The organism is Streptomyces sp. Tue6028 (assembly GCF_002300165.1).
Classification (GTDB): Bacteria; Actinomycetota; Actinomycetes; order Streptomycetales; family Streptomycetaceae; genus Streptomyces; species Streptomyces siamensis.
In genome coordinates this window covers 15,449-40,838 of the sequence record NZ_MLCE01000031.1, presented here as the reverse complement: position 1 = coordinate 40,838, position 25,390 = coordinate 15,449, and the positions used below count along the sequence as shown (strand labels likewise).

Annotated in this window: 21 protein-coding genes; 10 read left to right on the top strand and 11 right to left on the bottom strand. The window is 72.2% G+C overall.

Features of this window, described 5'->3' with window-relative positions:
- The first annotated feature begins 5 nt into the window (after positions 1–5).
- The gene (locus tag BKI49_RS28870) at positions 6–1,535 is read left to right on the top strand and encodes a helix-turn-helix domain-containing protein (protein ID WP_095937199.1); all 1,530 of its coding nucleotides are present in this window, start codon (positions 6–8) and stop codon (positions 1,533–1,535) included.
- Positions 1,536–1,604: 69 nt separating this feature from the next.
- On the opposite strand, the gene BKI49_RS28865 is transcribed toward BKI49_RS28870, so the two are convergent.
- Entirely contained in the window at positions 1,605–2,045 is a 441-nt protein-coding gene (locus tag BKI49_RS28865) for a DUF6299 family protein (protein WP_095937198.1), read from the bottom strand.
- Positions 2,046–2,308: 263 nt separating this feature from the next.
- Between BKI49_RS28865 and BKI49_RS28860 the strand changes: the two genes are divergently transcribed.
- Positions 2,309–2,503: a DUF5999 family protein gene (locus tag BKI49_RS28860; protein ID WP_028802216.1), complete on the top strand. Its 195-nt coding sequence runs from the start codon at positions 2,309–2,311 to the stop codon at positions 2,501–2,503.
- A gap of 11 nt (positions 2,504–2,514) precedes the next feature.
- On the opposite strand, the gene BKI49_RS28855 is transcribed toward BKI49_RS28860, so the two are convergent.
- On the bottom strand, positions 2,515–2,913 hold the full coding sequence (locus BKI49_RS28855; RefSeq protein ID WP_095937197.1) for a RidA family protein: 399 nt from the start codon (positions 2,911–2,913) through the stop codon (positions 2,515–2,517).
- Entirely contained in the window at positions 2,910–4,109 is a 1,200-nt protein-coding gene (locus BKI49_RS28850) for an acyl-CoA dehydrogenase family protein (RefSeq protein ID WP_095937196.1), read from the bottom strand. Before BKI49_RS28850 ends, BKI49_RS28855 begins: the two co-directional genes overlap by 4 nt.
- A gap of 139 nt (positions 4,110–4,248) precedes the next feature.
- Between BKI49_RS28850 and BKI49_RS28845 the strand changes: the two genes are divergently transcribed.
- The 5 genes from BKI49_RS28845 (at position 4,249) to BKI49_RS28825 (ending at position 9,699) form a co-directional block, all read left to right on the top strand.
- Entirely contained in the window at positions 4,249–5,934 is a 1,686-nt protein-coding gene (locus tag BKI49_RS28845; protein WP_095937195.1) for an AMP-binding protein, read from the top strand.
- 15 nt (positions 5,935–5,949) lie between these two features.
- Positions 5,950–6,792: a PaaX family transcriptional regulator gene (locus BKI49_RS28840; protein WP_095937194.1), complete on the top strand. Its 843-nt coding sequence runs from the start codon at positions 5,950–5,952 to the stop codon at positions 6,790–6,792.
- Between the two features lie 179 nt (positions 6,793–6,971).
- Positions 6,972–7,523 carry an adenylyl-sulfate kinase gene (gene cysC / locus BKI49_RS28835; RefSeq protein ID WP_095937193.1) on the top strand — a complete coding sequence of 184 codons (552 nt, stop codon included), beginning with the start codon at positions 6,972–6,974 and terminating at the stop codon, positions 7,521–7,523.
- Complete coding sequence (cysD, locus tag BKI49_RS28830) at positions 7,520–8,470, top strand: sulfate adenylyltransferase subunit CysD (RefSeq protein ID WP_095937192.1); 951 nt, start codon at positions 7,520–7,522, stop codon at positions 8,468–8,470. The genes cysC and cysD overlap by 4 nt, the downstream gene beginning before the upstream one ends.
- Before the next feature lie 2 nt (positions 8,471–8,472).
- Positions 8,473–9,699 carry a sulfate adenylyltransferase subunit 1 gene (locus tag BKI49_RS28825; RefSeq protein WP_095937191.1) on the top strand — a complete coding sequence of 409 codons (1,227 nt, stop codon included), beginning with the start codon at positions 8,473–8,475 and terminating at the stop codon, positions 9,697–9,699.
- A gap of 34 nt (positions 9,700–9,733) precedes the next feature.
- On the opposite strand, the gene BKI49_RS28820 is transcribed toward BKI49_RS28825, so the two are convergent.
- On the bottom strand, positions 9,734–12,067 hold the full coding sequence (locus tag BKI49_RS28820) for a bifunctional salicylyl-CoA 5-hydroxylase/oxidoreductase (protein WP_095937190.1): 2,334 nt from the start codon (positions 12,065–12,067) through the stop codon (positions 9,734–9,736).
- Positions 12,068–12,069: 2 nt separating this feature from the next.
- Positions 12,070–12,897 (bottom strand): enoyl-CoA hydratase family protein, encoded by an 828-nt coding sequence (locus BKI49_RS28815; RefSeq protein WP_095937189.1) that lies wholly within the window; start codon positions 12,895–12,897, stop codon positions 12,070–12,072.
- A 404-nt stretch (positions 12,898–13,301) separates the two neighbouring features.
- Here BKI49_RS28815 and BKI49_RS28810 point away from each other — a divergent pair, with 404 nt between their 5' ends.
- Positions 13,302–13,754 (top strand): ATP-binding protein, encoded by a 453-nt coding sequence (locus BKI49_RS28810; protein WP_095937188.1) that lies wholly within the window; start codon positions 13,302–13,304, stop codon positions 13,752–13,754.
- Here the strand turns inward: BKI49_RS28810 and BKI49_RS28805 are convergent.
- From BKI49_RS28805 to BKI49_RS28795, 3 genes are all read right to left on the bottom strand, one after another.
- Positions 13,714–15,180, bottom strand: coding sequence for an amino acid permease (locus BKI49_RS28805; RefSeq protein ID WP_095937187.1), 1,467 nt, complete (start codon positions 15,178–15,180; stop codon positions 13,714–13,716). The two genes, BKI49_RS28810 and BKI49_RS28805, sit on opposite strands and share 41 nt — an antisense overlap.
- 305 nt (positions 15,181–15,485) lie before the next feature.
- Positions 15,486–16,493, bottom strand: a complete 1,008-nt coding sequence (gene argF, locus BKI49_RS28800; protein WP_095937186.1) for an ornithine carbamoyltransferase — start codon at positions 16,491–16,493, stop codon at positions 15,486–15,488.
- 166 nt (positions 16,494–16,659) lie between these two features.
- Positions 16,660–17,883, bottom strand: a complete 1,224-nt coding sequence (locus BKI49_RS28795) for an arginine deiminase (RefSeq protein ID WP_179332612.1) — start codon at positions 17,881–17,883, stop codon at positions 16,660–16,662.
- Between the two features lie 194 nt (positions 17,884–18,077).
- Here BKI49_RS28795 and BKI49_RS28790 point away from each other — a divergent pair, with 194 nt between their 5' ends.
- Both BKI49_RS28790 and BKI49_RS28785 read left to right on the top strand, forming a co-directional pair.
- Complete coding sequence (locus tag BKI49_RS28790) at positions 18,078–19,157, top strand: SPFH domain-containing protein (protein ID WP_095937184.1); 1,080 nt, start codon at positions 18,078–18,080, stop codon at positions 19,155–19,157.
- Complete coding sequence (locus BKI49_RS28785; protein WP_095937183.1) at positions 19,154–20,047, top strand: hypothetical protein; 894 nt, start codon at positions 19,154–19,156, stop codon at positions 20,045–20,047. Before BKI49_RS28790 ends, BKI49_RS28785 begins: the two co-directional genes overlap by 4 nt.
- A gap of 54 nt (positions 20,048–20,101) precedes the next feature.
- Here the strand turns inward: BKI49_RS28785 and BKI49_RS28780 are convergent, their stop codons facing one another.
- The 3 genes from BKI49_RS28780 to BKI49_RS28770 all read right to left on the bottom strand — a co-directional run bounded on the left by BKI49_RS28780 (position 20,102) and on the right by BKI49_RS28770 (position 25,184).
- Positions 20,102–20,947, bottom strand: a complete 846-nt coding sequence (locus BKI49_RS28780; protein ID WP_095937182.1) for a M55 family metallopeptidase — start codon at positions 20,945–20,947, stop codon at positions 20,102–20,104.
- Positions 20,948–21,138: 191 nt separating this feature from the next.
- Positions 21,139–23,712 (bottom strand): polynucleotide kinase-phosphatase, encoded by a 2,574-nt coding sequence (locus tag BKI49_RS28775; RefSeq protein WP_095937181.1) that lies wholly within the window; start codon positions 23,710–23,712, stop codon positions 21,139–21,141.
- On the bottom strand, positions 23,709–25,184 hold the full coding sequence (locus BKI49_RS28770) for a 3' terminal RNA ribose 2'-O-methyltransferase Hen1 (protein ID WP_095937180.1): 1,476 nt from the start codon (positions 25,182–25,184) through the stop codon (positions 23,709–23,711). The genes BKI49_RS28775 and BKI49_RS28770 overlap by 4 nt, the downstream gene beginning before the upstream one ends.
- Positions 25,185–25,390 lie beyond the last annotated feature (206 nt).

The following is a 25,390-nucleotide window of genomic DNA, read 5'->3' as shown; positions in this document are numbered from 1 at the left end:
GCGCCATGGCAGACGACTACCTCGTACGCATCGGCAAGCTCATCCGTGACGCCCGTCAGCACCGGGGCTGGACACAGTCGCAGCTCGCCGAGGCGCTCGGCACCAGTCAGAGCGCCGTAAATCGCATCGAGCGCGGCAACCAAAACATCAGCCTTGAGATGATCGCCCGAATCGGTGAGGCCCTGGACAGCGAGATCGTCTCGCTGGGCTACGCCGGGCCGATGCATCTGCGGGTCGTGGGCGGACGTCGTCTGTCCGGCTCGATCGACGTCAAGACCAGCAAGAACGCCTGTGTGGCGCTGCTGTGCGCGACGCTCCTGAACAAGGGGCGCACGGTGCTGCGCCGCGTGGCCCGCATCGAAGAGGTGTACCGCCTTCTGGAGGTACTCGGTTCGATCGGCGTCCGCACCCGGTGGATCAACGACGGGGTCGACCTGGAGATCGTGCCGCCGAGCGAGCTGGAGATGGAGGCGATCGACGCCGAGGCCGCCCGGCGTACGCGGTCCATCATCATGTTCCTCGGACCGCTGCTGCACCGGATGGACCACTTCAAGCTGCCCTACGCGGGCGGTTGCGACCTCGGCACCCGCACCATCGAGCCGCACATGATCGCGCTGCGCCGGTTCGGGCTCGACATCGCCGCCACCGAGGGGCTCTACCACGCCCAGGTGGACCGCTCGGTGACCCCGGGCCGCCCGATCGTGCTGACCGAGCGCGGCGACACGGTGACCGAGAACGCGCTGCTCGCCGCCGCCCGCCACGACGGCGTCACCGTCATCCGCAACGCGTCGTCCAACTACATGGTCCAGGACCTGTGCTTCTTCCTGGAGGCCCTGGGCGTGCGGGTGGAGGGCATCGGCACCACCACGCTCACCGTGCACGGTGTGCCGAACATCGACGTGGACGTGGACTACTCGCCCTCCGAGGACCCGGTCGAGGCGATGAGTCTGCTGGCCGCCGCCGTGGTCACCGAGTCCGAGCTGACGGTGTGCCGGGTGCCGATCGAGTTCCTGGAGATCGAGCTCGCGGTCCTGGAGGAGATGGGCCTCGACCACGACCGCAGCGCGGAGTACTTCGCCGACAACGGACGTACGCGCCTGGTGGACCTGACCGTCCGGCCCTCCAAGCTGGAGGCGCCGATCGACAAGATCCACCCGATGCCGTTCCCGGGCCTGAACATCGACAACGTCCCCTTCTTCGCGGCCATCGCGGCCTCGGCGCAGGGGAAGACGCTGATCCACGACTGGGTCTACGACAACCGGGCGATCTACCTGACGGACCTCAACCGTCTCGGCGGACGCCTCCAGCTCCTCGACCCGCACCGGGTCCTGGTCGAGGGACCGACGCGCTGGCGTGCCGCCGAGATGATGTGCCCGCCCGCGCTGCGGCCCGCCGTGGTCGTGCTGCTGGCGATGATGGCCGCCGACGGGACGTCCGTCCTGCGCAACGTGTACGTCATCAACCGCGGTTACGAGGACCTCGCCGAGCGCCTCAACTCGATCGGGGCACAGATCGAGACGTTCCGGGACATCTGACGGGCCCGGAGCCCGTGCCGTACGGGGGCGGCGCGGGCGACGGGCGGTGTCTCCGGCGGTCGTGGCGCGTCAGTCCGCGACGACCGTGATGTCCTGCTCCCGGGTCGCGTGGAAGACCGGCAGGGGCAGCGGGCCGGAGCTCAGTTCCATGAGAGTGGCCGCGACGTGGGCCGGGCCGGGTACGAGGGTGCCCGGCTCGCGCTTCTCGGAGTTGGTCCAGCGGTGCAGGACCCCGTCGCAGACCGCGGCGGTGCCGCCGATGCCGTGCTGCACCTCGGAGTCTCCCTGCGACACCGCCGAGGACACGAACACCGGTCCGGTGCTGCTCGCGCATCGGTAGGTGCCGGACAGGGTGATGGTGCCGTCGGCGGCGACGCTTCCGGTCGCGTCGACGGTGAGTTCGTCGCCCGGGGTCGAGTGGGCGGGCGCGGACAGGGCGGACGCGGACGGGGCGGCGAGCAGGAGCAGCGCGGCACCGGCGGCCGTGCCTACGGCATGACGCAGCGACATGGGGTACCTCCAGGAGCGGGGTGCGGGGACGGGCGCTCCACAGGTACCGGCCCGGCGGCCCCGGGGCGGCGACCGTCACCCCATCGGTGGCGAGTCCATGGCGGATCCGCACCGTCCGTCCCGGGCCCGTCCGAGGGTTGTCCGCGTGTTGTCACGCTTCACGGCCGGCTGTTCCGATGAGTTCGCGGCGCGCGCATGGTCTATCCATGCGAGGGCGACGACACCGCCGCCGACACTCATCGCATCCGACGTGGAGGTGCACCATGTGTTCCCACCGGTCTTCGTGCCCGTCCGCGGACTCCATCGCCCCGCACATCGTGGCGGCCCACCCCGAGCAGGGCTGGAACCTCCTGTGCAACGGCGCGATCGTCTTCGACGACAGCGGCGAACTGCTCCCCGACGGCAGCGTCGTCGCGCCGCACCGGGTGTTCGTCGAGCAGCTCGCCGTCGCGGCCTGAACCGTCCGGGGTTACGGCAGCACCGCGAAGCCGTCCAGTTCGACGAGGGCCTGTTCGTCCCAGAGGCGGGCCGCGCCGATCACGGCCATCGCGGGATAGTCCCGTCCCGCCAACCGGCGCCAGACGCGGCCGAGTTCGGGCGCGTGGACGCGGTAGTCGGCGACGTCCGTGGCGTAGACGGTGACCCGGGCGAGGTCCGACGGGGCGCCGCCCGCCGCGCGCAGCGCGGTCAGCAGATTGGTCAGCGCCCGCTCGAACTGCTCGGGCAGGGTCTCGCCGACCACCTTCCCGTCCGCGTCGAGCGAGGTCTGGCCCGCCAGGAAGACGACGCGGCTGCCGCTGGCGACGACCGCGTGGGAGAAGCCGGTGGGCGGCGACAGTCCGGGCGGGTTGACGCGCTCGGCGGTCATGGGGCCTCGCTCTCTCCTTCGGCACCGGAGTGCGGCCTGCGCTCCCGGGCGTTCCCCGGGGGCGGTGTCCCGGCCGGTCCGGCCGACCGGTACAGCTCCTTGGCGATGACCGCCCGCTGGACCTCGCTCGCGCCCTCGTAGATCCGCGGTGCGCGCACCTCGCGGTAGAGGTGTTCGAGGAGGTGGCCGCGGCGCAGGGCGCGGGCGCCGTGCAGCTGTACGGCGGCGTCCACGACGTACTGGGCCGTCTCGGTGGCCAGCAGCTTCGCCATGGCCGCCCGCTTGGGCACGTCCGGGGCCCCTTCGTCGTACGCCGCCGCGGCCGCGTACACCATCAGGCGGGCGGCCTCCGTGCGCAGGGCCATCTCGGCGACCTGGTGGGCCACGGCCTGGAGGTCCTTCAGGGGGCCGCCGAAGGCCTCGCGCCGGCTCGTGTGCGCCAGGGTCGCGTCGAGTGCCGCCTGCGCCATGCCGACCGCGAAGGCTCCCACGCTCGGCCGGAAGCGGTTGAGGGTGTTCATGGCGACCCGGAAGCCGCGGTCCGGTTCGCCGAGCACGTCGTGGGCGGTGACCGGCACGGCGTCGAAGGCGAGGGCCCCGATGGGGTGCGGCGAGAGCATGTCGAGCGGGGTGCCGGTGAGACCCGCCCGGTCGGCGGGGACGAGGAAGGCGGTGACGCCGCGGGCGCCGGCGTCTGCGGTGGTGCGCGCGAAGACGGTGTAGAAGTCGGCCTCGGGCGCGTTGGAGATCCAGCACTTCTCGCCGGTCAGCCGCCAGGCCCCGGAGCCGTCCTTGTCCGCCCGCAGGGCGAGCGCCGCCGCGTCCGAGCCGGCGCCGGGCTCGCTGAGCGCGAAGGCGGCGACCGTCGTGCCGGCGTGGACGCCGGGGAGCCAGCGGTCGCGCTGGGCCCCGGTGCCGTACGCGTGCACCGGATGGGCGCCCAGGCCCTGGAGGGCGAGCGCGGTCTCGGCCTCCGTGCAGATCTGGGCGAGCGACTCTCGCATCAGACACAGGTCGAGCGCGTCGGAGGTGAACAGGCGGGCGAGCAGGCCGAGTCGGCCGAGTTCGGCGACGAGGGGGCGGTTGACGTGGCCCGGTTCGCCCTCCTGGGCGAGCGGGAACAGCCGCTCACCGGCCAGTGCGCGCAGCTCCGCACACCAGGCGGTCCGCGCCGGATCGAGTGAGAATGCGGTCATCGCCGGTCCCCTCTCCCCCGGTGGCCCGCGCGTCGGGGCCGGTCGGGTCGCGCCTTCACGTTATCGCGTACCGTTGACTGTCGTCACCAACACGATACGCTCCTTGTGCGAGCCCACCACGACGAGGGGGCGAACCACCATGGACCCCAGGGATGCCGGTGACACCGTGCGGCCGACGGACTCGGCCCACGTCGACACGTTCCCCCGCGACCATCTCCCGCCCCCCGGGCAGTGGCCCGAGCTCCGCTTCGACCTCCCGGAGCTGCGCTACCCCGACCGGCTGAACTGCGCCGCCGAACTCCTCGGCCACACCCGCCCCGAGCGCCCCGTGTTCCGCACGGCCTCCGGCGAACCGTGGACGTACGGCCAGCTCCGCACCCGCGTCGACCGCATCGCGCATGTGCTGACCGCCGAGCTGGGCGTCGTCCCGGGCAACCGGGTGCTGCTGCGCGGCCCGACCACGCCGTGGCTGGCCGCCTGCTGGCTCGCGGTCCTGAAGGCCGGGGCCGTCGCCGTCACGGTGCTCGCCCAGCAGCGGCAGCACGAACTGAGCACGATCTGTGCCATCGCCCGGGTGACCCACGCCCTGTGCGACGTACGGTCGGTCGACGACCTGGTCAAGGCTGAGGTCCCCGGGCTCCAGGTCACCACCTTCGGCGGCGACACCCCGGACGACCTGCTGCTGCGCATCACGGGCGCGCCGGACGAACCGTACGAGGCCGTCGACACCGCGGCCGACGACGTCGCGCTGATCGCCTTCACCTCGGGCACGACCGGCCGGCCCAAGGGCTGCATGCACTTCCACCGCGATGTGCTGGCGATCGCGGACACCTTCTCCAAGCATGTGCTGCGGCCGCGGGAGGATGACGTCTTCGCGGGCAGCCCCCCGCTGGGATTCACCTTCGGGCTCGGTGGGCTCGTCGTCTTCCCGATGCGCGTCGGCGCCTGTTCCCTGCTGCTCGAACAGGCGGGCCCCAAGCAGCTGTTGCCCGCGATCGCCGAGCATCGCGTCTCCGTGCTGTTCACCGCTCCGACCGCCTACCGGGCGATGCTGGCCGAGCTGGACGACCACGACACCGGGTCGCTGCGGCGCTGCGTGTCGGCGGGCGAGAACCTGCCGGCCGGGACCTGGCAGGACTGGCACACCCGCACCGGGCTGCGCATCATCAACGGCATCGGCGCCACCGAGCTGCTGCACATCTTCATCTCCGCCGCCGACGCGCACATCCGCCCCGGCACGACCGGCGTCCCCGTACCGGGGTGGCACGCGCGCGTGGTCGACTCCGACGGGGAGCCCGTGCCGGACGGGGAGCCCGGACTGCTCGCCGTGCGCGGCCCGGTGGGCTGCCGCTACCTCGCCGACCCGCGGCAGCGCGAGTACGTGCGCGGCGGCTGGAACATCACCGGCGACACCTATGTGCGCGACCCCGACGGCTACTTCCGCTATGTCGCCCGCGCCGACGACATGATCATCTCGGCGGGCTACAACATCGCCGGCCCCGAGGTCGAGGACGCGCTGCTGCGTCATCCCGACGTGGTGGAGACCGCGGTGGTGGGGAGACCCGACGAGGACCGCGGGCAGGTCGTCGTCGCCCATGTCGTGCTGCGGCCCGGCGCGCGCCGGGACCCCGAGGCGCTGCGCGGCTTCCTCAAGTCCGAGCTGGCGCCGTACAAATGCCCTCGCGAGATCGTCTTCCTGGACGCGCTGCCGCGCACCGCGACGGGGAAGCTCCAGCGCTTCCGGCTGCGCACCGGGGCGGGTTCCGGCGCGGTCCCCGGTCCCCCGGCGGCCGGTGGTGTGCCCACGGGCGGCGATTCCAAGTGATCTTCGCGCACTAGAGTGATCAACGTGTCAGAGCAGCACGCCCCCCGGTCCCTCATCGTCACGTTCTACGGCGCGTACGGCCGATTCATGCCCGGCCCCGTGCCGGTGGCCGAGTTGATCCGGCTCCTCGCCGCGGTGGGCGTCGACGCGCCCTCCGTGCGGTCGTCGGTGTCACGGCTCAAACGCCGTGGCCTTCTCGAACCGGTCCGTACGGCGGCGGGCGCGGCCGGGTACGCGCTCTCCCCGGACGCGCGGCAGCTGCTCGACGACGGCGACCGCCGGGTGTACGCGACGACGCCTCCCGAGGACGAGGGCTGGGTGCTCGCCGTGTTCTCGGTACCGGAGTCGGAGCGGCAGAAGCGGCATGTACTGCGCTCCCGGCTCGCCGGACTCGGCTTCGGGACGGCGGCTCCCGGGGTCTGGATCGCCCCGGCGCGGCTCCATGAGGAGACGCGGCACACCCTGGAGCGCCTGCGGCTCGACCCGTACGTCGAACTGTTCCGCGGGGAGCACCTGGGGTTCGCGGCGACGGCGGACGCGGTCGCCCGCTGGTGGGACCTGGCCGCGATCGCCAAGGAACACGAGGCGTTCCTCGACCAGCACGCGCCCGTCCTGCACGACTGGGAGCGGCGCGCGCACACCCCGCCCGAAGTGGCCTACCGCGACTACCTGCTGGCCCTGGACTCCTGGCGGCACCTCCCGTACACCGATCCGGGGCTGCCCGCCGCGCTGCTCCCCCGGGACTGGCCCGGTGCCCGCTCGGCCGCGGTGTTCAGGGCGCTGCACGCACGACTGCGGGACGCCGGGGCGGAGTTCGCGCAGGTGCCCGGGGGATCCGGGGACTCCAGCGGCGTGTGAGCAGCGGGTCCGGCGGCGCGTGACCGGCGCGTACGACGGTGTGCGACCGGCGTCCGCCGGGTGTGATCCCGGTGACATCAGTGGTGGCTAAGGGAACCCTCAGGCTCCTCCGTCCCTCTTCTCATCTTCCTTGCCTAGCGTCGTGAGCCGCACGCCAGGAGAGGAAGAGGACAGCACGCATGACCACCACGGCAAGGGCTCAGGGAGCCACCGTCTGGCTCACGGGACTGCCGAGCGCGGGCAAGACGACCATCGCACGCATCCTCGGCAGTCGCCTGAGGGCCGAGGGACACCGCGTGGAGGTCCTGGACGGCGACGAGATCCGTCGTTTCCTCTCCGCCGGTCTCGGCTTCTCCCGCGAGGACCGCAACACGAACGTCCAGCGCATCGGTCTGGTCGCCGAGGTCCTCGCCCGCAACGGCGTGCTCGCGCTGGTGCCCGTCATCGCGCCGTACGCCGACAGCCGCGAGGCCGTGGCGAAACGGCACGAGGCGAGCGGGACACCGTACGTGGAGGTGCACGTCGCCACTCCGGTCGAGGTGTGCTCCGTGCGCGACGTGAAGGGCCTGTACGCCCGGCATGCGGCGGGCCGGCTCAAGGGACTGACGGGGATCGACGATCCGTACGAGCCTCCGCTCGACCCGGCGCTGACACTGGAGACGGATCTGCAGACCCCGGAGGAGTCCGCGGCGTCCGTGTACGCGGTGCTCGCGGCGAGGGGTCTCGCATGACGCAGACCCTGTCCGGGGCCGCGCCCGGCGTGCCGGTCCTGTCGGAGCGTGGCTTCGCGCTGTCGCATCTGGACGCGCTGGAGTCCGAGGCCGTCCACATCTTCCGCGAGGTCGCGGGCGAGTTCGAACGACCGGTGATCCTCTTCTCCGGCGGCAAGGACTCCATCGTCATGCTGCACCTGGCGCTGAAGGCCTTCGCCCCCGCGGCGGTCCCCTTCTCCCTCCTGCACGTGGACACCGGACACAACTTCCCCGAAGTCCTGGAATACCGCGACCGCACCGTGGCCCAGCACGGACTGCGCCTGCACATCGCCTCCGTCCAGGACTACATCGACCGCGGTGTACTGCGCGAACGCCCCGACGGCACCCGCAACCCCCTGCAGACCGTCCCCCTCACCGAGAAGATCCAGTCCGAACGCTTCGACGCCGTCTTCGGCGGCGGCCGCCGCGACGAGGAAAAAGCCCGCGCCAAAGAACGCGTCTTCTCCCTGCGCGACGAGTTCTCCCAGTGGGACCCCCGCCGCCAGCGCCCCGAACTGTGGCAGCTCTACAACGGCCGCCACGCCCCCGGCGAACACGTCCGCGTCTTCCCCCTCAGCAACTGGACCGAGCTCGACGTCTGGCAGTACATCGCCCGCGAACACATCGAACTCCCCGAGATCTACTTCGCCCACGACCGTGAGGTCTTCCAACGCTCCGGCATGTGGCTGACCGCCGGCGAATGGGGCGGCCCCAAGGACGGCGAGAGCGTCGAGAAACGCCTCGTGCGCTACCGCACCGTCGGCGACATGTCCTGCACCGGCGCCGTCGACTCCGACGCCACCACACTCGACGCCGTCATCGCCGAGATCGCCGCCTCCCGACTCACCGAACGCGGCGCCACCCGCGCCGACGACAAGATGTCCGAGGCCGCGATGGAAGACCGCAAGCGCGAGGGGTACTTCTAGACATGACCAGCATCAACACCCCGATACGCGTGGACACTCTGCGCTTCGCGACCGCCGGTTCAGTGGACGACGGCAAGTCCACCCTCGTCGGACGCCTGCTGCACGACTCCAAGTCCGTCCTCACCGACCAGCTGGAGGCCGTCGAGCGCGCCTCCGCCAGCCGCGGCCAGGACGCACCCGACCTCGCCCTCCTCACCGACGGCCTGCGCGCCGAACGCGAACAGGGCATCACCATCGACGTCGCCTACCGCTACTTCGCCACCGCGCGCCGCCGCTTCATCCTCGCCGACACCCCCGGCCACGTGCAGTACACCCGCAACATGGTCACCGGCGCCTCCACCGCCGACCTCGCCGTCGTCCTCGTCGACGCCCGCAACGGCGTCATCGAACAAACCCGACGCCACGCCGCCGTCGCCGCCCTCCTCCGCGTCCCCCACGTCGTCCTCGCCGTCAACAAGATGGACCTCGTCGACTACGACGAGGCCACCTTCGAGCGGATCGTCGAGGACTTCGCGGGCCACGCCGCCGAGTCGGGACTGCCCGGCTTCACGCCGGTCCCGGTCTCCGCGCTGCGCGGCGACAACGTGGTGGAACGGTCGGCGCACATGGACTGGTACACGGGCCCGGCGCTGCTGGAGCACCTGGAGACCGTGCCGGTGGCCTCCGACGAGTCGGCCGCTCCGGCGCGCTTCCCCGTGCAGTACGTGATCCGGCACGGCGAAGTCCGCCACTACGCGGGGCAGTTGGTGTCCGGGACGCTGCGCGTCGGCGATCGCGTCACGGTGCATCCGTCCGGCGAGACCTCCGCGATCGCCGGCATCGACGTCCTGGGCCGGGAGGCGGACATCGCGCGCGCACCCCAGTCCCTGACGCTGCGGCTGGCCGATCAGCGTGACGTCTCGCGCGGCGACATGATCACCGCGGGGCCCCACGCACCCGCGCTCACCCAGGATGTCCGGGCGGCGGTGTGCCATCTGGCGGACCGCGCGCTGCGGGTCGGTGACCGGGTGCTGGTCAAGCACACGACGCGGACCGTGAAGGCGGTCGTCGAGGACCTGGGCGGCGCCGTCGAGCTGACCGCGAACGACCTCGGCAGGATCGTGCTGCGCACCGCCGGTCCGCTCGCGCTCGACGACTACGCCGAGGTGCGCCGGACGGGTGCGTTCATCCTGGTCGACCCGGCCGACGGGGCGACGCTGACGGCCGGCATGGCCGACCTGTCCGCGTAGCCCACGACGGCCGTTCCTCCGGCCCTCGGCGTCCTCAAGTACCCAGCGTGAGGCGGGGCTTGGGGGCGTCGGTGCGTCCGGTCCGCGGAGGCCTGCTGCCCGCCCGGTAGGGCATCGGCCAGGCGACCCCCGGGCCGTCGTACCCCTGCTCGGCCGCCGCGTGCAGGGTCCAGTGGGGGTCGTAGAGGTGCGGTCGGGCGAGCGCGCACAGGTCCGTGCGTCCCGCCAGGACCAGGGAGTTGACGTCGTCCCAGGAGGAGATCGCGCCGACGGCGATCACCGGGACGCCGGTCTCGTGGCGGATCCGGTCGGCGTACGGCGTCTGGTAGGACCGGCCGTAGTCGGGCCGCTCGTCCGACACCACCTGCCCCGTCGACACGTCGACCGCGTCGGCGCCGTGCGCGGCGAAGGCCCGCGCGATCTCCACGGCATCGTCGCCGGTGGTGCCGCCGTCCGCCCAGTCGGTGGCGGAGATACGGACGGTCATGGGCCGCTCCTCGGGCCACACGGCGCGTACGGCGTCGAAGACCTCGAGCGGGAAGCGCAGCCGCCGGGCGAGGTCGCCGCCGTATCCGTCGGTACGCCTGTTGGTCAGCGGCGACAGGAAGCCGGAGAGCAGATAGCCGTGGGCGCAGTGCAGTTCGAGCAGGTCGAAGCCGCAGCGTGCGGCCCGCCAGGCGGCCGACACGAACTGCTCGCGCAGATCGGTGAGCTGGGCGCGGGACAGCTCGCGGGGCGTCTGGCTCCCCGGCTTGTACGGGATCGGGGAGGCCGCCACGAGGGGCCAGTTGCCGTCGTCCAGGGGCTCGTCGATGCCCTCCCACATCAGCTTCGTCGACCCTTTGCGCCCGGCGTGGCCGAGCTGCACGCCGATGGCGGTGCCGGGGGCCTGCCGGTGCACGAATTCGATGATCCGCCGCCAGGAGTCGGCCTGTCGGTGGGTGTACATGCCCGCGCACCCGGGGGTGATGCGGCCCTCGGCGCTCACGCACACCATCTCGGTCATCACCAGGCCGGCGCCGCCCAGTGCCCGCGCGCCCAGGTGGACGAGGTGGAAGTCACCGGGGACGCCGTCGACGGCCGAGTACATGTCCATGGGTGAGACGACGACGCGGTTGCGCAGGGTCAGGCCACGCATCCGGAACGGCGTGAACATCGGGGGTGTCCCCGGCGGGCAGCCGAACTCGCGCTCCACCGACTCCGTGAAGCGCGCGTCGCGCAGCCGCAGGTTGTCGTGGGTGACGCGGCGGCTGCGGGTGAGCAGGTTGAAGGCGAACTGCCGGGCGGGCTGGCCGAGATGGAAGCGGATGTCCTCGAACCACTCCAGGCTGGCGCGGGCGGCCCGCTGGGTGGAGGCGACGACCGGCCGCCGCTCCTCCTCGTAGGCGGCGAGGGCCTGGGTGAGGCCGGGCTGTTCCTCCAGGCAGGCGGCGAGCGCGAGCGCGTCCTCGACGGCGAGCTTGGTGCCGGAGCCGATGGAGAAGTGCGCGGTGTGCGCGGCGTCGCCGAGCAGGACCAGGTTCTCGTGCGACCAGTGGTCGTTGACGACGGTGCGGAAGGTCGTCCAGGCGGACTTGTTCGACCGCAGCGGCCGGCCGCCGAGGGTGTCCGCGAAGATCTTCCCGCACTGTTCGACGGACTGCTCCTCGTCGAGGTCCGCGAAGCCGGCCGCGCGCCACACCTCCTCGCGCATCTCCACGATGACGGTGGAGGCGTCGGGGGCGTACGGGTAGCCGTGCAGCTGCATCACGCCGTGTTCGGTCTCGGCGATCTCGAAGCGGAAGGCGTCGAAGGCGAAGTCGGCGGCGAGCCAGATGTAACGGCAGCGGTGCTCCTCGACGGACGGCCCGAACACGTCGGCGTGGGCGGTCCGGGTGGCGCTGTGCACGCCGTCGGCGGCGATCACGAGGTCGTGGGTCGCCATGAGCTCGGCCACGGGTGGGGCCGGTGCCCGGAAGCGGAGGTCGACGCCGAGCGAGCGGCAGCGGTCGTGCAGGATCTCCAGGAGCCTGCGCCGTCCGAGGGCGGCGAAGCCGTGGCCGCCGGAGGTGTGACGGACCGAGCGGTGCACGATGTCGATGTCGTCCCAGCGCACGAACTCGTCCTGGAGCGACGCGTACACGACCGGGTCGGCGTGCTCGATGCCGCCGAGCGTCTCGTCGGAGAGCACGACACCGAAGCCGAAGGTGTCGTCGGGGGCGTTGCGTTCCCAGACGGTGATCTCGCGGCGCGGATCGAGGCGCTTGAGCAGCGCGGCGGCGTACAGTCCGCCGGGCCCGCCTCCGATCACGGCGACCCGCAGGGGGTCGCCCGGCCGTCCGGAGGTGCCGTCGTGCGTCGCCGTCGCCGTGTCGCGCGGTGTCGTCATGGCTATCGCCCCCGCCACTTCGGCGGCCGCTTCTCCGTGAAGGCGGCGTGGAACTCGGCGTAGTCCTCCCCGTTCATCAGGAGGGCCTGGGTCGAGGCGTCGAGTTCGACGGAGGCGGCGAGCGGCATGTCCAGTTCGGCGGTGAGCAGGGCCTTCGTCTGGGCGTACGCGAGGGCCGGGCCCTCGGCGAGGCGGTGAGCAAGCCGCTGGGCGGTCTCGTCGGCGGCGCCCTCGTCGGCCATCTCGCTGATCAGTCCGATGCGCTCGGCCTCGGGGGCGCGCACGGGTTCGCCGAGCATGAGCAGCCGGGTCGCGTGGCCGAGTCCGACCACCCGGGGCAGCAGGTAGGCCGCGCCCATGTCGCCGCCGGACAGTCCGACACGGGTGAAGAGGAAGGCGAAGCGGGCGCTCGGGTCGGCGATCCGGAAGTCGGCGGCGAGCGCGAGGACGGCTCCCGCTCCGGCGGCCACTCCGTGCACCGCCGCGATCACCGGGAAGGGGCACTCGCGTACGGCGCGGACGACCTGGCCGGTCATCCGGTTGAAGTCGAGGAGCTGGGCGGTGTCCATGGCGAGGGTGGCGCCGATGATCTCGTCGACGTCACCGCCGGAGCAGAAGCCGCGGCCCTCGCCCGCCAGCACCAGGGCGCGGACCGACCTCTCGCGGGACAGCTCGGCGAGCAGGTCGCGCAGGTCGGCGTAGGCGCCGAAGGTGAGCGCGTTGAGTTTCTCGGGGCGGGCCAGCGTGACCGTGGCGACCCCGTCGGAGATCTCGCACCTGAGGTGCTGCCAGTCGGAGGTGCGGGCGGCGGATCCGGTGAAGGGACTCATGACGTGCGGCCTCCTCGGGCGGGGGCGGCGGTCTGCGGCCTGTGGGAGGGAGTCGGGCGGCGGGTGCCGGAGGGCTCTTCCCTCACGAAGTTATCACCGATCCGTGACTGTCGTCACGACCACGCAATAGCCCGGGCGGCGTGTCCGGCCTCGCGCCTCGTCGTCACGATGCGACAGCGCACCGTCACCGAGTCACCGTTCCTCGATAGCCGCGTAACGGCTGGAGCACCTCGGAGCGACGGGGCGTCCACCTGGGTACGCACCCTCATGCCGGGGCGAACGTCCCGGCGGATCACCGACCGACGTCCCGCAGCACCACCGGAAGGTCCCCGAACGGCCCGCCGACCGCCTCCGCCCGGCGGCGCCGTACCATTCCTGAGGTTGAAAGCAGGACAGGCTGCTCCATGAACGGACTCGCCTTGCACGACACCCCGGCCCCCGCCTCCTGGCGCATCGCGCTGCCGCACACCGTCGCGGCCGTGCCCGTCGCGCGTGCTCTGGTGCGGACGGCACTGGCCGAGCTGGAGCACGCGGCCGACAGCGACACGGCGGAGCTGCTCACCGCGGAGCTGGTCGCGAACGCGGTGGAGCACACCGCGGGCACCGGCCCCATAGAGCTGGTCGTGGAGCTGCTGCCGACCGGCTGCCGGGTCGAGGTGCACGACCCGGACCCGGCGCCGCCGGGCCACCTCACGGTCCCCCACCCGGTCGGGGAGCCGGACCCCTGGCAGGAGCACGGGCGCGGTCTGCTGCTGATCCGCACCCTGAGCTCGTCCTGCGGCCACCGCCCCACCGACACGGGCAAGGCGGTCTGGTTCAGACTGCCTGTGGTACCTCGTCAGCGACGGCCTGCGTAGCCGTCGCCGCGGCCCGGGCCGCCAGCCGTGAGTTGCGGCGCCCGTAGAGCACGTAGACCAGGAGTCCGGCGGCGAGGAAGCAGGCGAACTGGATCCAGGTCGTCCAGCCCGTCTCGTACATCAGGTAGAGGCAGAAGCCCACGCCGAGCAGGGGCACGACGGGGTAGAGCGGCACCCGGAACGTGCGCGCCAGGCCCGGCTCCGAGCGGCGCAGCGCGATCACGGCGATGTTCACGGCGGCCATCACGGCGAGGGTCCCGATGGTGCACAGGTTGACCACGGAGTCCAGGGACGCGAAGGCCGCGGGGATCGCGAACACGATCGCGACGATCAGCGTGCCGGCGACGGGCGTCGAGGTCCTCGGGGAGACCCGCTCGAAGACCCGCGGGATGAGGCCGTCGCGGGACATCGACATGAGGATGCGGGTCTGGCCGTACATGACCGCGAGGACCACCGACGCGATGGCGACCACGGCGCCGAAGGCGATGACCCCGCCGCCGACCGAGGAGCCGGTGACCTCGTTCACGACGTACGACAGCGCGGCGGGGCGGCCGCCGACCTCGTCCCCGCCGATGGCGCCGATCGCCGCGAGGGCGACCGCGCAGTAGAGCAGTGTGACCAGGCCGATGCAGACCAGGATGGCGATGGGGATGTTGCGGCGCGGGTTCTTGGCCTCCTCGCCGGCGGTGGTGATCGCGTCGAAGCCGATGTAGGAGAAGAAGGCGGCGGTGGTGCCCGCGCCGATGCCGCCGAGTCCCGCCGGGGAGAACGGGGTGAGGTTGCCGTCCTGGAAGGCGCTGAAGCCGACGGCGCAGAACACGACGAGGACGACGAGCTTGAGCACGGCCATCGTGGCGGTCGCCCGCGCGCTCTCGCGCACGCCGCGCACCAGCAGGACCGACGCCAGTGCGATCACGATGACCGCGGGGAGGTTGACGATCCCGCCGTCCGACGGGCCCGCGGAGAGCGCGGCGGGAAGCTGGGCGCCGGTGAGGCTGCCGAGCAGTTCGTTCACGTACTGGCTCCAGCCGACCGCCACGGCCGACACGGAGACGCCGTACTCCAGGAGCAGGCACCAGCCGACCAGGAAGGCGGTGCCCTCGCCGAGTCCGGCGTAGGCGAAGGAGTAGGACGAGCCCGAGACCGGGATCGCGCCGCCGAGCTCCGCGAACGCGAACGCGGTGAAGACGCAGGTGATGGCGGCGAGGATGAAGGACACGACCACGGCGGGTCCGGCCTGGGCGACCGAGTCGGACAGGCCGACGAAGATGCCGGTGCCGACGATCGCGCCGACGCCGAAGCAGATGAGCTGGAAGAGACCCATGGTGCGCTTGAGTCCGTGCCCGTCGAGGTCCGCGCCGGATTCGGCGATCAGCAGCTCGGGGGACTTGACGCGGCGGGTGGGCCTGAGGGTGGGAGCGGGCATGCGGGTGGTGCTCATTTCGGTGGTGCGGGTGCGGCTGGGTTGTCCGCGCGACGGCTACGGAAGGGGTGGTTCCGGGGCCGTCGAGGATGGTACGGGCAGGTCGGGCCGGTGTGCGAGACGCGTCGGCATTCCCGACCGGCGTACGACACGTCTCGCGGGCCCCGCCGGACGGAGGCGCCCTGCGCGGCGCGCGTACCGCCGGGGCCGGGGCTCCACGCGCGGATCGGGTGACACCGGGGCCGGCGGCATGCACGGCGCGGGCCGTGCCGGGACCAGGGCGCCGCGGGGCGCGACCGGCCCCGCGGTCAGGCGAGTGTGGCGACGAGGATCGCCTTGATGGTGTGCAGCCGGTTCTCCGCCTCGTCGAAGACGACCGAGTGCGCCGACTCGAAGACCTCGTCGGTGACCTCCAGGGAGTCCAGGCCGTGGGTCTCGTACAGCTCGCGGCCGACCTTGGTGCCGAGGTCGTGGAAGGCGGGCAGGCAGTGCAGGAACTTGACGGCGGGGTTGCCGGTGAGCCGCAGGACGTCCATCGTCACTGCGTACGGGGACAGGGCGCCGATGCGCTCGTCCCACACCTCCTTGGGCTCGCCCATGGAGACCCAGACGTCGGTCGCGACGAAGTCGACGCCGGCGACCCCTTCGGAGGGGATCTCGGTCAGCGTGACGCGGCCGCCGCTGCGCTCGGCGAGCTTGCGGGCGCGCGCGACGATCTCGTCGGCGGGCCAGTAGGCCCGCGGGGCGACGATGCGGACGTCCATGCCCAGCAGCGCGCCGGTGATCAGGTACGAGTTGCCCATGTTGAAGCGGGCGTCGCCCAGGTAGGCGAAGGCGATCTCGTCCAGCGGCTTGGCGCAGTGCTCGGTCATGGTGAGCACGTCGGCGAGCATCTGGGTGGGGTGCCAGTCGTCCGTCAGGCCGTTGTAGACGGGCACGCCCGCGTAGGCGGCGAGCTCCTCGACGGACGCCTGGCTGTCCCCCCGGTACTGGATGGCGTCGAACATCCGGCCGAGGACGCGGGCGGTGTCCTTCACGGACTCCTTGTGCCCTATCTGCGAGCCGGAGGGGTCGAGGTAGGTCGTCGAGGCACCCTGGTCCGCGGCGGCCACCTCGAACGCACAGCGGGTGCGCGTGGAGGTCTTCTCGAAGATCAGCGCGATGTTCCTGCCCCGCAGGTACTGGGTCTCGGTCCCCGCCTTCTTGGCCGCCTTGAGCTCGGCGGCCAGCTCGATCAGTCCGCGGAACTCCTCCTCGGTGAAGTCCAGCTCCTTGAGGAAGTGGCGGCCGGCGAGGGCGGTCGGGACTGTCGCCATGGGGGCGCTCCAGGGTTACGAAGACGAGGACCTTGGAATTCTATACGACACTCAGCATTTCTATACGGCGCCCTGCCTCCTCGTGCGTGGCAACGGCACTCCCTCCACGATGCCCCCACCTCCTATACGCGGCGTCCCGACCCGCCATACCGCAGGCGCCGGCCTCCTATACGGCGTCGCGCTGGACCGGGCAGCTCATACAGCGCGGCCCGCCCCGGCCGCGGCCCAGCTCACTGCCCGGGATCTCGATGACCTCGATGCCCTGCTTGCGCAGGTGCGTGTTGGTGGTGGAGTTCCGCTCGTAGGCGATGACGACGCCCGGCTCGACGGCGAGGACGTTGCAGCCGTCGTCCCACTGCTCGCGCTCGGCCGCGTGGACGTCCTGGGTGGCGGTCAGCACACGGATCTCATTGAGTCCGAGCGCGGCGGCGATCGCGCGGTGCATGTGCTCCGGGGGGTGGTCGGTGACCTTGAGCTCCTTGTCCTCCACGCCCGGCTCGATGGTGTACGAGCGGAGCATGCCGAGGCCCGCGTACTGCGTGAAGATGTCGCCGTCGACCATGGTCATCACGGTGTCGAGGTGCATCAGGGCCCGCCGCTTGGGCATGTCGAGGGCGACGATGGTGCGCGCCGAGCCGGCGGCGAAGAGTTTGTGCGCGAGCATCTCGACGGCCTGCGGCGTGGTCCGCTCGCTCATGCCGATGAGCACGGCGCCGTTGCCGATGACGAGCACGTCTCCACCCTCGATGGTGGACGGGTAGTCGGCCTGACCCTCCGACCAGATGTGGAAGCCCTCGTCACGGAAGAGCGGGTGGTGCCGGTAGATCGCCTCGAAGTGCACGGTCTCGCGCTGGCGCGCCGGCCAGCGCATGGCGTTGATGGAGACCCCGTCGTAGATCCAGGCCGAGGTGTCCCTGGTGAAGAGGTGGTTGGGCAGCGGCCCGAGCAGGAAGTCGTCGAGGTCCATGACATGGAAGCGCACGGAGGTCGGCTCCGGGTGGACGTCCAGGAACTCCCGCTTGGTCATCCCCCCGACGAGGACGGACGCCAGCTCGGGGGCGGGCAGGGTCTCGAACGAGGCCCTCAAGTGGTCGGTGGCCAGCGGCCCGTACTCCTTCTCGTCGAAGACCCGGTCGAGGACGAGCGCCCTGGCCGCCGGGATCTCCAGCGTCTCGGCGAGCAGGTCACCGAAGAGGTGGACGGTGACCCCGCGGTCGCGCAGGACGTCCGCGAATCCGTCGTGCTCGGCGCGCGCCCGGCGCACCCAGAGCACGTCGTCGAAGAGCAGGGCGTCCTTGTTGCTGGGGGTGAGCCTTTTGAGCTCAAGATCCGGCCGGTGAAGGATGACGCGGCGCAGCCGCCCGGCCTCGGAGTCGACTTGGAATCCCATGCCTCCATCCTGACCATCCGGACGCGCGTTCACCCGCCGATCGCACGAGCCCGAACGCATTCATTTCGTCCTCTTGACGATAAGCCTCCCCCGCCTTTATCGTCTCACTGACGACAACGAGGAGTGGACGACGGGCGTACGGCAGCGGGAGATCATCCCCGCCCGGGGCACGCCCGACGACGAGGGGGTTTCCCATGGCCGACATCACGCGCCGGTTCGGCTGGCGCCATCTGCGCGGAGCGCCGACCGCCCACGTCCGGCACCACCGGTCGGGCCGGCTGGTCCACGACGGCCCCGGGCTCAGCTTCTGGTACCGCTCCCTGACCGCCGCGCTCTCCGAGGTCCCGGTCGACGACCGCGAGCTGGCCATGACGTTCCACGCCCGCACCTCCGACTTCCAGGACGTCGCCGTCCAGGCGACCGTCACCTACCGCGTCGTCGACCCCGCGATCGCCGCCGCCCGCCTGGACTTCTCCATCGACCCCGACACCGGCGCCTGGCGCGGCACCCCCCTGGAACAGCTGGGTTCGCTGCTGACCGAGACGGCCCAGCAGCACGCGCTGGACGTCCTGGCCCGTACCTCGCTGGCGTCCGCCCTGGTCGACGGCGTCGCCGCGGTGCGGGAGCGGATCGCCGGAGGGCTCGCGGCCGAGCCCCGGCTGCCCGCGACGGGCATCGAGGTGGTGGCCGTCCGCGTGGTCGCCCTGCGCCCGGAGCCCGAGGTGGAGCGGGCGCTGCGCACCCCGGCCCGCGAGCAGATCCAGCAGGACGCCGACAAGGCGACGTACGAGCGCCGCGCCGTCGCCGTCGAGCGCGAACGTGCCATCGCCGAGAACGAACTCGCCAGCCAGATCGAACTCGCCCGGCGCGAGGAGCAGCTGGTCGACCAGCGCGGCACCAACGCGCGGCGCGAGGCGGAGGAGCACGCGGCCGCCGACGCGGTGCGGGCGGGCGCGGAGGCGGCGCGGACGGTGCGGCTCGCGGAGGCGGAGGCCACCCGCGCGCTGCGCCTCGCCGAGGCGGAAGCCACCCGCAAGGTGCGGCTCGCCGGGGCCGAGGCGCAGGCCGAACGCGAGGTCGGCGCGGCCCGGGCCGAGGCACAGGCCGCCTGGCTGCGGGTCCACGCGGACGTGGACGTCAGCACGCTGCACGCCCTCACGGGCACCCGGCTCGCGGAGAACCTGCCGCGGATCGACAGCGTCACGGTGTCGCCCGACGTCCTCACGGGGCTGCTCGCCAAGCTGGGCAACCCGGACGCCGGGGACGAACGGTGAGCCTCGCGCACCGGGTGGTCCTCGTCCATCGGACCACGGAGTACGAGGAGCTCGTCGCCCGGCACGGGACGCACGGGCAGGCGGCGTTCTTCCTCTCCTCCCGAGGGCGCGACATCGCGGAGGTGGCCGAGCGGCACCGGCGGGACCGCGAGGCGCTCGCCGGTGTGGTGGCCGCGATCCCGCTGACGTGGCGTCAGGCCCGGGTCGAACGCGGCGACCTGGACCGGTTCCTGTTCGCCCCGGAGGACGTGGTCGTCGTGGTCGGCCAGGACGGGCTCGTCGCGAACGTCGCCAAGTACCTCGCGGGACAGCCCGTCATCGGCATCGACTCGGACCCGGGGCGCAACCCGGGGGTACTGGTGCGGCACCGCTCCGGGGACGCGGCGGCGCTGCTCGCCTCGGCGCACCGGAGCCGGGCCGACGAGCTGACCATGGTCGAGGCCGTCGCGGACGACACGCAGCGCCTGGTGGCGCTGAACGAGATCTATCTGGGAGCCGCCGGCCATCAGACGGCCCGCTACCGGCTGGGGCTCGACGAGTACGGGGGTGCCGTCGAGCCCCAGGCCTCCTCCGGGGTCCTGGTGGGCACCGGGACGGGGACCGGCGGCTGGCTCCGCTCCGTGTGGCAGGAACGGGGCGGGGAGCTGACGCTGCCCGGCCCCACGGACGAACGCCTGCTGTGGTTCGTCCGCGAGGCCTGGCCGTCGCCGGCCACCGGCACCTCACTCGTGGCCGGCCACCTCACGGCGTCCGACCGCCTGTCCCTGACCGTGGAGTCCGACCGCCTCATCGCGTTCGGGGACGGGATGGAGGGCGACGCCCTGGAGCTGGTGTGGGGTCAGACGGTGCGGGTGGGGGTGGCGGGGGTGCGGCTGCGGCTGGTGGGATGACGCCGGGGCGGGCGGGCCACGACGGACGGTGCCCAGGCTGCCCGCGACGTCCCGTCAGCAGTACGGCGGCTGGTTTGTCAGGGACGCCGCCACCCGCATCCACACGCCGAACAGCCGGTACAGGGAAGGAAGTTGACCCTCCGCCCGGACGGTCCGGCTGTCCGTGACCGTGACTCCGGGGATGCCCTGGAGCGTGGCGGCCACGGAGGCCGACTGCCAGCGCACGGTGAGCTCGCGGGGGGCCTGCGGTCCCGACGGGGGCGTCGGCTCGGCCCGTACCGCGTGGGCCGACAGGGCTGTGGTGACGGTCTTCTCGATGGCCTCGCGCGCCTCGTCGGCCGGGCGCAGCCGGGCCGCGAAGCGGTCCCGCGCGTACTTCACCGCGACAGTGGTGACGGAGTCGTCCCACGCGGTCGCCTCGTCGCAGGCGGTGTCGTCGCCGGTGAGTGCCACCATGGGCACTCCGATCGCCGCGGCGGTGGCGTGGGCCAGCCCGATCTCGCCGACCGGGCGCCCGTCCAGCCACATGTCCTCGATCTCGTGCCCCATGAAGCTGTGGCTGAGCACGCCGAGCACTCCGGCCCGGGAGTGGTACCCGACACCGATCATGGCGTCGTGTCCGGGGGTGAGGCCTTCGAGCATGCCCATCTGCTTGGGCTTGCCGCGGACGAGGCGGACCGCCGGGTGCAGGGCCTCGGGCAACAGGTTGCGCATCGGGCCGTGCGCGTCGTTGACGACGATGTCGGTGGCACCGGCGGCGAGGGCGCCGCGGACGGCGGCGTTGACGTCCTCCGCCATCATCAGCCGGCCCCGCTCGTAGTCCCGGCCGGCCGGCTGGACGTCGTCGGCGTCGACGAGTCCGGTGATGCCCTCCATGTCGGCGCTGATGTAGATCCGCACTGGGCGTACTCCTCCGGTTGATCACTTGGGAGACGCCGGGCCACCACGACATGGTTCCGGCGCCCGGGCCGCCCCGGCCGCCCGCGCACGGAGTGCGGCCGAGCGGCCGGCCCGTCCGGTCTGCGAGGACGGGAACGCGCGCCGGAAGCCGGGGCCGAGGCCCCGGCCCCCGGGAGTCGGGTGCGTACCCGTCACAGACGGGGGTCCACCGGTTCGGACTCCAGGGCCAGGACTCCGAACACCGCCTCGTGGACCCGCCACAGCGGCTCGCCGTTCGCGAGCCGGTCCAGGGCCTCCAGCCCCAGCGCGTACTCGCGGATCGCCAGCGACCGCTTGTGGTTGAGGAAGCGGCCGCGCAGTCGTGCGAGGTTCTCGGGGCGGGTGTACTCCGGGCCGTAGATGATCCGGAGGTACTCACGCCCACGGCACTTGATGCCCGGCTGCACGAGCCGTCCCTGCTCGCTGCGCACCACCGCGCCGACCGGCTTGACGACCATGCCCTCGCCACCGCGGCCCGTCATCTCCAGCCACCAGTCGACACCCGCCTGCACCGACTCGGGGTCACCGGTGTCGACGAAGAGCCGCCGGGTGGTCTGCAGCAGCCCGCTCCCGTCGTTCTCCACGAGGCGGTCGATGAGCGCGAGCTGCTCGTCGTGCGGCAGCCCGGCGAGACTGCGGCCCTGCACCGCGAGGATCTGGAACGGCGCCAGCCGGACGCCCTCCAGTCCCTCCGTCGTCCAGCAGTACCGCCGGTACGCCTCCGTGAACGCCTCGGCGTCCGCGGCACGCTCGCGCTGGCGGCCCAGCAGGTCCGCCACGTCGACACCACGCTCCGCCGCCCCTTCGAGCGCGGCCAGCGCCCCCGGGAACACGGCTCCGGACGCGGCGCCGACCGCGGCGTACTGGCTGCGCAGCAGCCCGGACGCCTTCAGCGACCACGGCATCAGTTCGGCGTCGAGCAGCAGCCAGTCGGTCTCCAGCTCCTCCCACAGCCCCGCCTCCGTCGCGGCGGCCCGCACCCGCCCGAGGATCTCCTCGGTGACGGTGTCGTCGGCGAAGAAGGGACGGCCGGTACGGGTGTACAGGGCCCCCGTGGGACCGGTCGTTCCCGCACCGGACGGACCCGGGACACCGAAGCGCTCGCGTGCCGCCGCCGCGTCCCGGCAGACCAGCGCCACCGCGCGCGAGCCCATGTGCTTCTCCTCGCACACGACCCGGGGGACCCCGTCGTCCCGGTACTGCGCGAAGGCCTCGGCGGGGTGTTCCAGGTAGCCCTCCACGTGCGAGGTCGCGGTCGGCGCCATCGTCGGCGGCAGGTACGGCAGCAGCCGCGGGTCCACCGCGAAACGGCTCATGACCTCCAGGGCCGCCGCCGCGTTCTCCTCGCGGACCGACACGCGTCCGCCGTGCCGGGTCTCGACGACCCGGCGGCCGTGCACGTCCGCCAGGTCCAGCGGACGTCCCTCGTGTCCGCCGGGCGCCTCGGTGGCGAGCGGCTTGGCCGGCTCGTACCAGACCCGCTCGGCCGGTACGTCGACGAGCTCGCGCTCAGGCCAGCGCAGCGCGGTGAGCTTGCCGCCGAAGACGGCTCCCGTGTCCAGGCAGATGGTGTTGTTCAGCCAGGTGGCCGTGGGCACCGGGGTGTGGCCGTACACGACGGCCGCGCGGCCCCGGTAGTCCTCCGCCCACGGGTAGCGCACCGGCAGCCCGAACTCGTCGGTCTCGCCGGTCGTGTCGCCGTACAGCGCGTGCGAGCGCACCCGGCCGGAGGTACGGCCGTGGTACTTCTCGGGCAGGCCCGCGTGGCAGACGACGAGCCGCCCGCCGTCGAGGACGTAGTGGCTGACCAGCCCGTCGAGGAACGCCCGTACGCCCACGACGAACTCGTCGCTCTCCCCCGCCAGCTGCTCGATGGTCTCGGCGAGTCCGTGGGTGTGCTGGACCTTGCGGCCCCTGAGATGGCGGCCGAGCTTGTTCTCGTGGTTGCCGGGCACGCACAGGGCGTTGCCCGAGCCGACCATGGACATCACGCGGCGCAGCACGCCCGGGGTGTCGGGCCCCCGGTCGACGAGGTCGCCGACGAAGACGGCCGTGCGGCCCGTCGGGTGGACGCCGTCGACGTATCCCAGCTTGCCGAGCAGGCTCTCCAGTTCCGAGGCGCACCCGTGGATGTCGCCGATGATGTCGAAGGGGCCGGTGAGGTGGGTCAGGTCGTTGAACCGCTTCTCGGTACGGACCTCGGCGCCCTCGGCCTCCTCCACGCCCCGCAGGACGTGGACCTTTCGGAAGCCCTCCCGCTCCAGATGGCGCAGCGAGCGGCGGAGTTCGCGGATATGGCGCTGGATGACGCGGCGCGGCATGTCGGCGCGGTCGGTGCGAGCCGCGTTGCGCGCGGCGCAGACGTCCTCGGGCACGTCGAGCACGATCGCGATGGGCAGCACGTCGTGCTTCCTGGCGAGCTCGACGAGCTGGCGGCGGCTCTCCTGCTGGACGTTGGTGGCGTCGACGACGGTCCGGCGGCCCGCCGCGAGGCGCTTGCCCGCGATGTAGTGCAGCACGTCGAACGCGTCGCCGCTCGCGCTCTGGTCGTTCTCGTCGTCGGCGACGAGCCCGCGGCAGAAGTCGCTGGAGATGACCTCGGTGGGCTTGAAGTGCTTGCGGGCGAAGGTCGACTTGCCCGAGCCCGAAGCGCCGATCAGCACCACGAGGGAGAGGTCGGTGACGGGCAGGACCCGCCCGGGGGTGGTGGTGTCGTCGTGCGTCATGCGGCCTTCTCCTCCTTCGGGGACGGGGCGTCTGCGGTCAGTGCGAAGACGGCCATCTGGGTCGGCGGCCCCACCTCGGGGTCCTCGGGTCCGACGGGGGTGAACTCCACGGCGTAGCCATGCCGTTCGGCGACCTCGCGGGCCCAGGTGCGGAACTCCTCGCGCGTCCACTCGAACCGGTGGTCGCCGTGCCGGGAGTGTCCGGCGGGGAGCGTCTCCCAGCGGACGTTGTACTCGACGTTCGGTGTCGTCACGAGGACGGTCCTCGGACGCGCGGATCCGAACACCGCGTACTCCAGGGCGGGCAACCGCGGCAGGTCGACGTGCTCGACGACCTCGCTGAGCACGGCGGCGTCGTACCCCTTGAGGCGGCGGTCGGTGTAGGCGAGCGAGCCCTGCAGGAGCTTGACGCGCGAGGACTGCCGCTCGCCCATGCGATCCAGCTTGAGCCGTCGCGACGCGATGGTGAGGGCGCGCATCGACACGTCGACACCGACGATCTCGGTGTACCGCACGTCCTTGAGCAGCGCCTGCACCAACTGCCCCTGCCCGCAGCCGAGGTCGAGGACCCGCGCGGCACCGCCGGCGCCGAGGGCAGCGAGGATCGCGTCCCGCCGCTGCACGGCGAGCGGCACCGGCTTCTCCTCCGTGTCGCTCTCCTCGTCGACGGCGTTGTCGATCTCCGCGACGTCGGTGTCGTCGGCCTCGGCGAGGCGGACGAGTTCGAGACGCTCGTTGGCCTGGCGGGTCAGCGACCAGCGGCGCGCGAGATAGCGGCTGGTGATCAGCTTCTGCTCGGGGTGGTCCGGCAGCCAGCCCTCGCCGGCCCGCAGCAGCTTGTCGACCTCGTCGGACGCCACCCAGTAGTGCTTCGCGTCGTCGAGCACGGGGAGGAGGACGTAGAGGTGGCGCAGGGCCTCGGCGAGCGTGAGGTCCGCCGCCTCCAGCACCAGGCGCACATAGCGCGAGTCGCCCCACTCGGGGAAGTGGTCGTCGAGGGCGACGGCTTCGGCCGTCACCGTCCATCCCAGCGGTTCGAAGAGCTTGCGTACGAGTTCGGCACCGCCGCGCGCGGGCAGCGCGGGCACCTCGATCCGAAGCGGCAGCGGCCTGGCGGGCAGCTCCGGCCTGGCGGCGCACTGGCCCTTCATCGCGCTGGAGAACACGCTGCTCAATGCCACGGCGAGCAGCGAAGAGGCCGCGTACGGACGGTCGTTGACGTACTGCGCGAGTGCGGCGTCGGGCGCGCCGCCGCGTCCCTTGCCCTTGCCCCGCCGGACCAGTGCCACCGCGTCGACCTCCAGCAGCAGCGCGGCGGTGCACTGCTCGTCGGACGCCTGTGGGTACAGGACGTGCGCTGTGCCGTAGGACGTCGAGAACGCCTGCGCCTTGTCGGGATGCTTGTGCAGCAGGAAGCCGAGGTCGGTGGCGGGGCGTTCTGGGGTACCGGTGGTACTGATCGTCAGGAACACGGGGGTCTGCCTTAAAGCAGCTTCTGAGCTGCGGAAACGTGGTCGGATGCGACGCATTTCGGCGCGCCCTGACAACGTACAGTGAACATCCTGGGCAGACTCGGGATTTTCCCCGGACCCGCTGCCTCCGCCCGCGTGCGGACTCCTTCACGACTGTGAACCGGGCGCCAGCGGTTCGCGGCGGGGCGGTTGTTGTGACCGGTGCA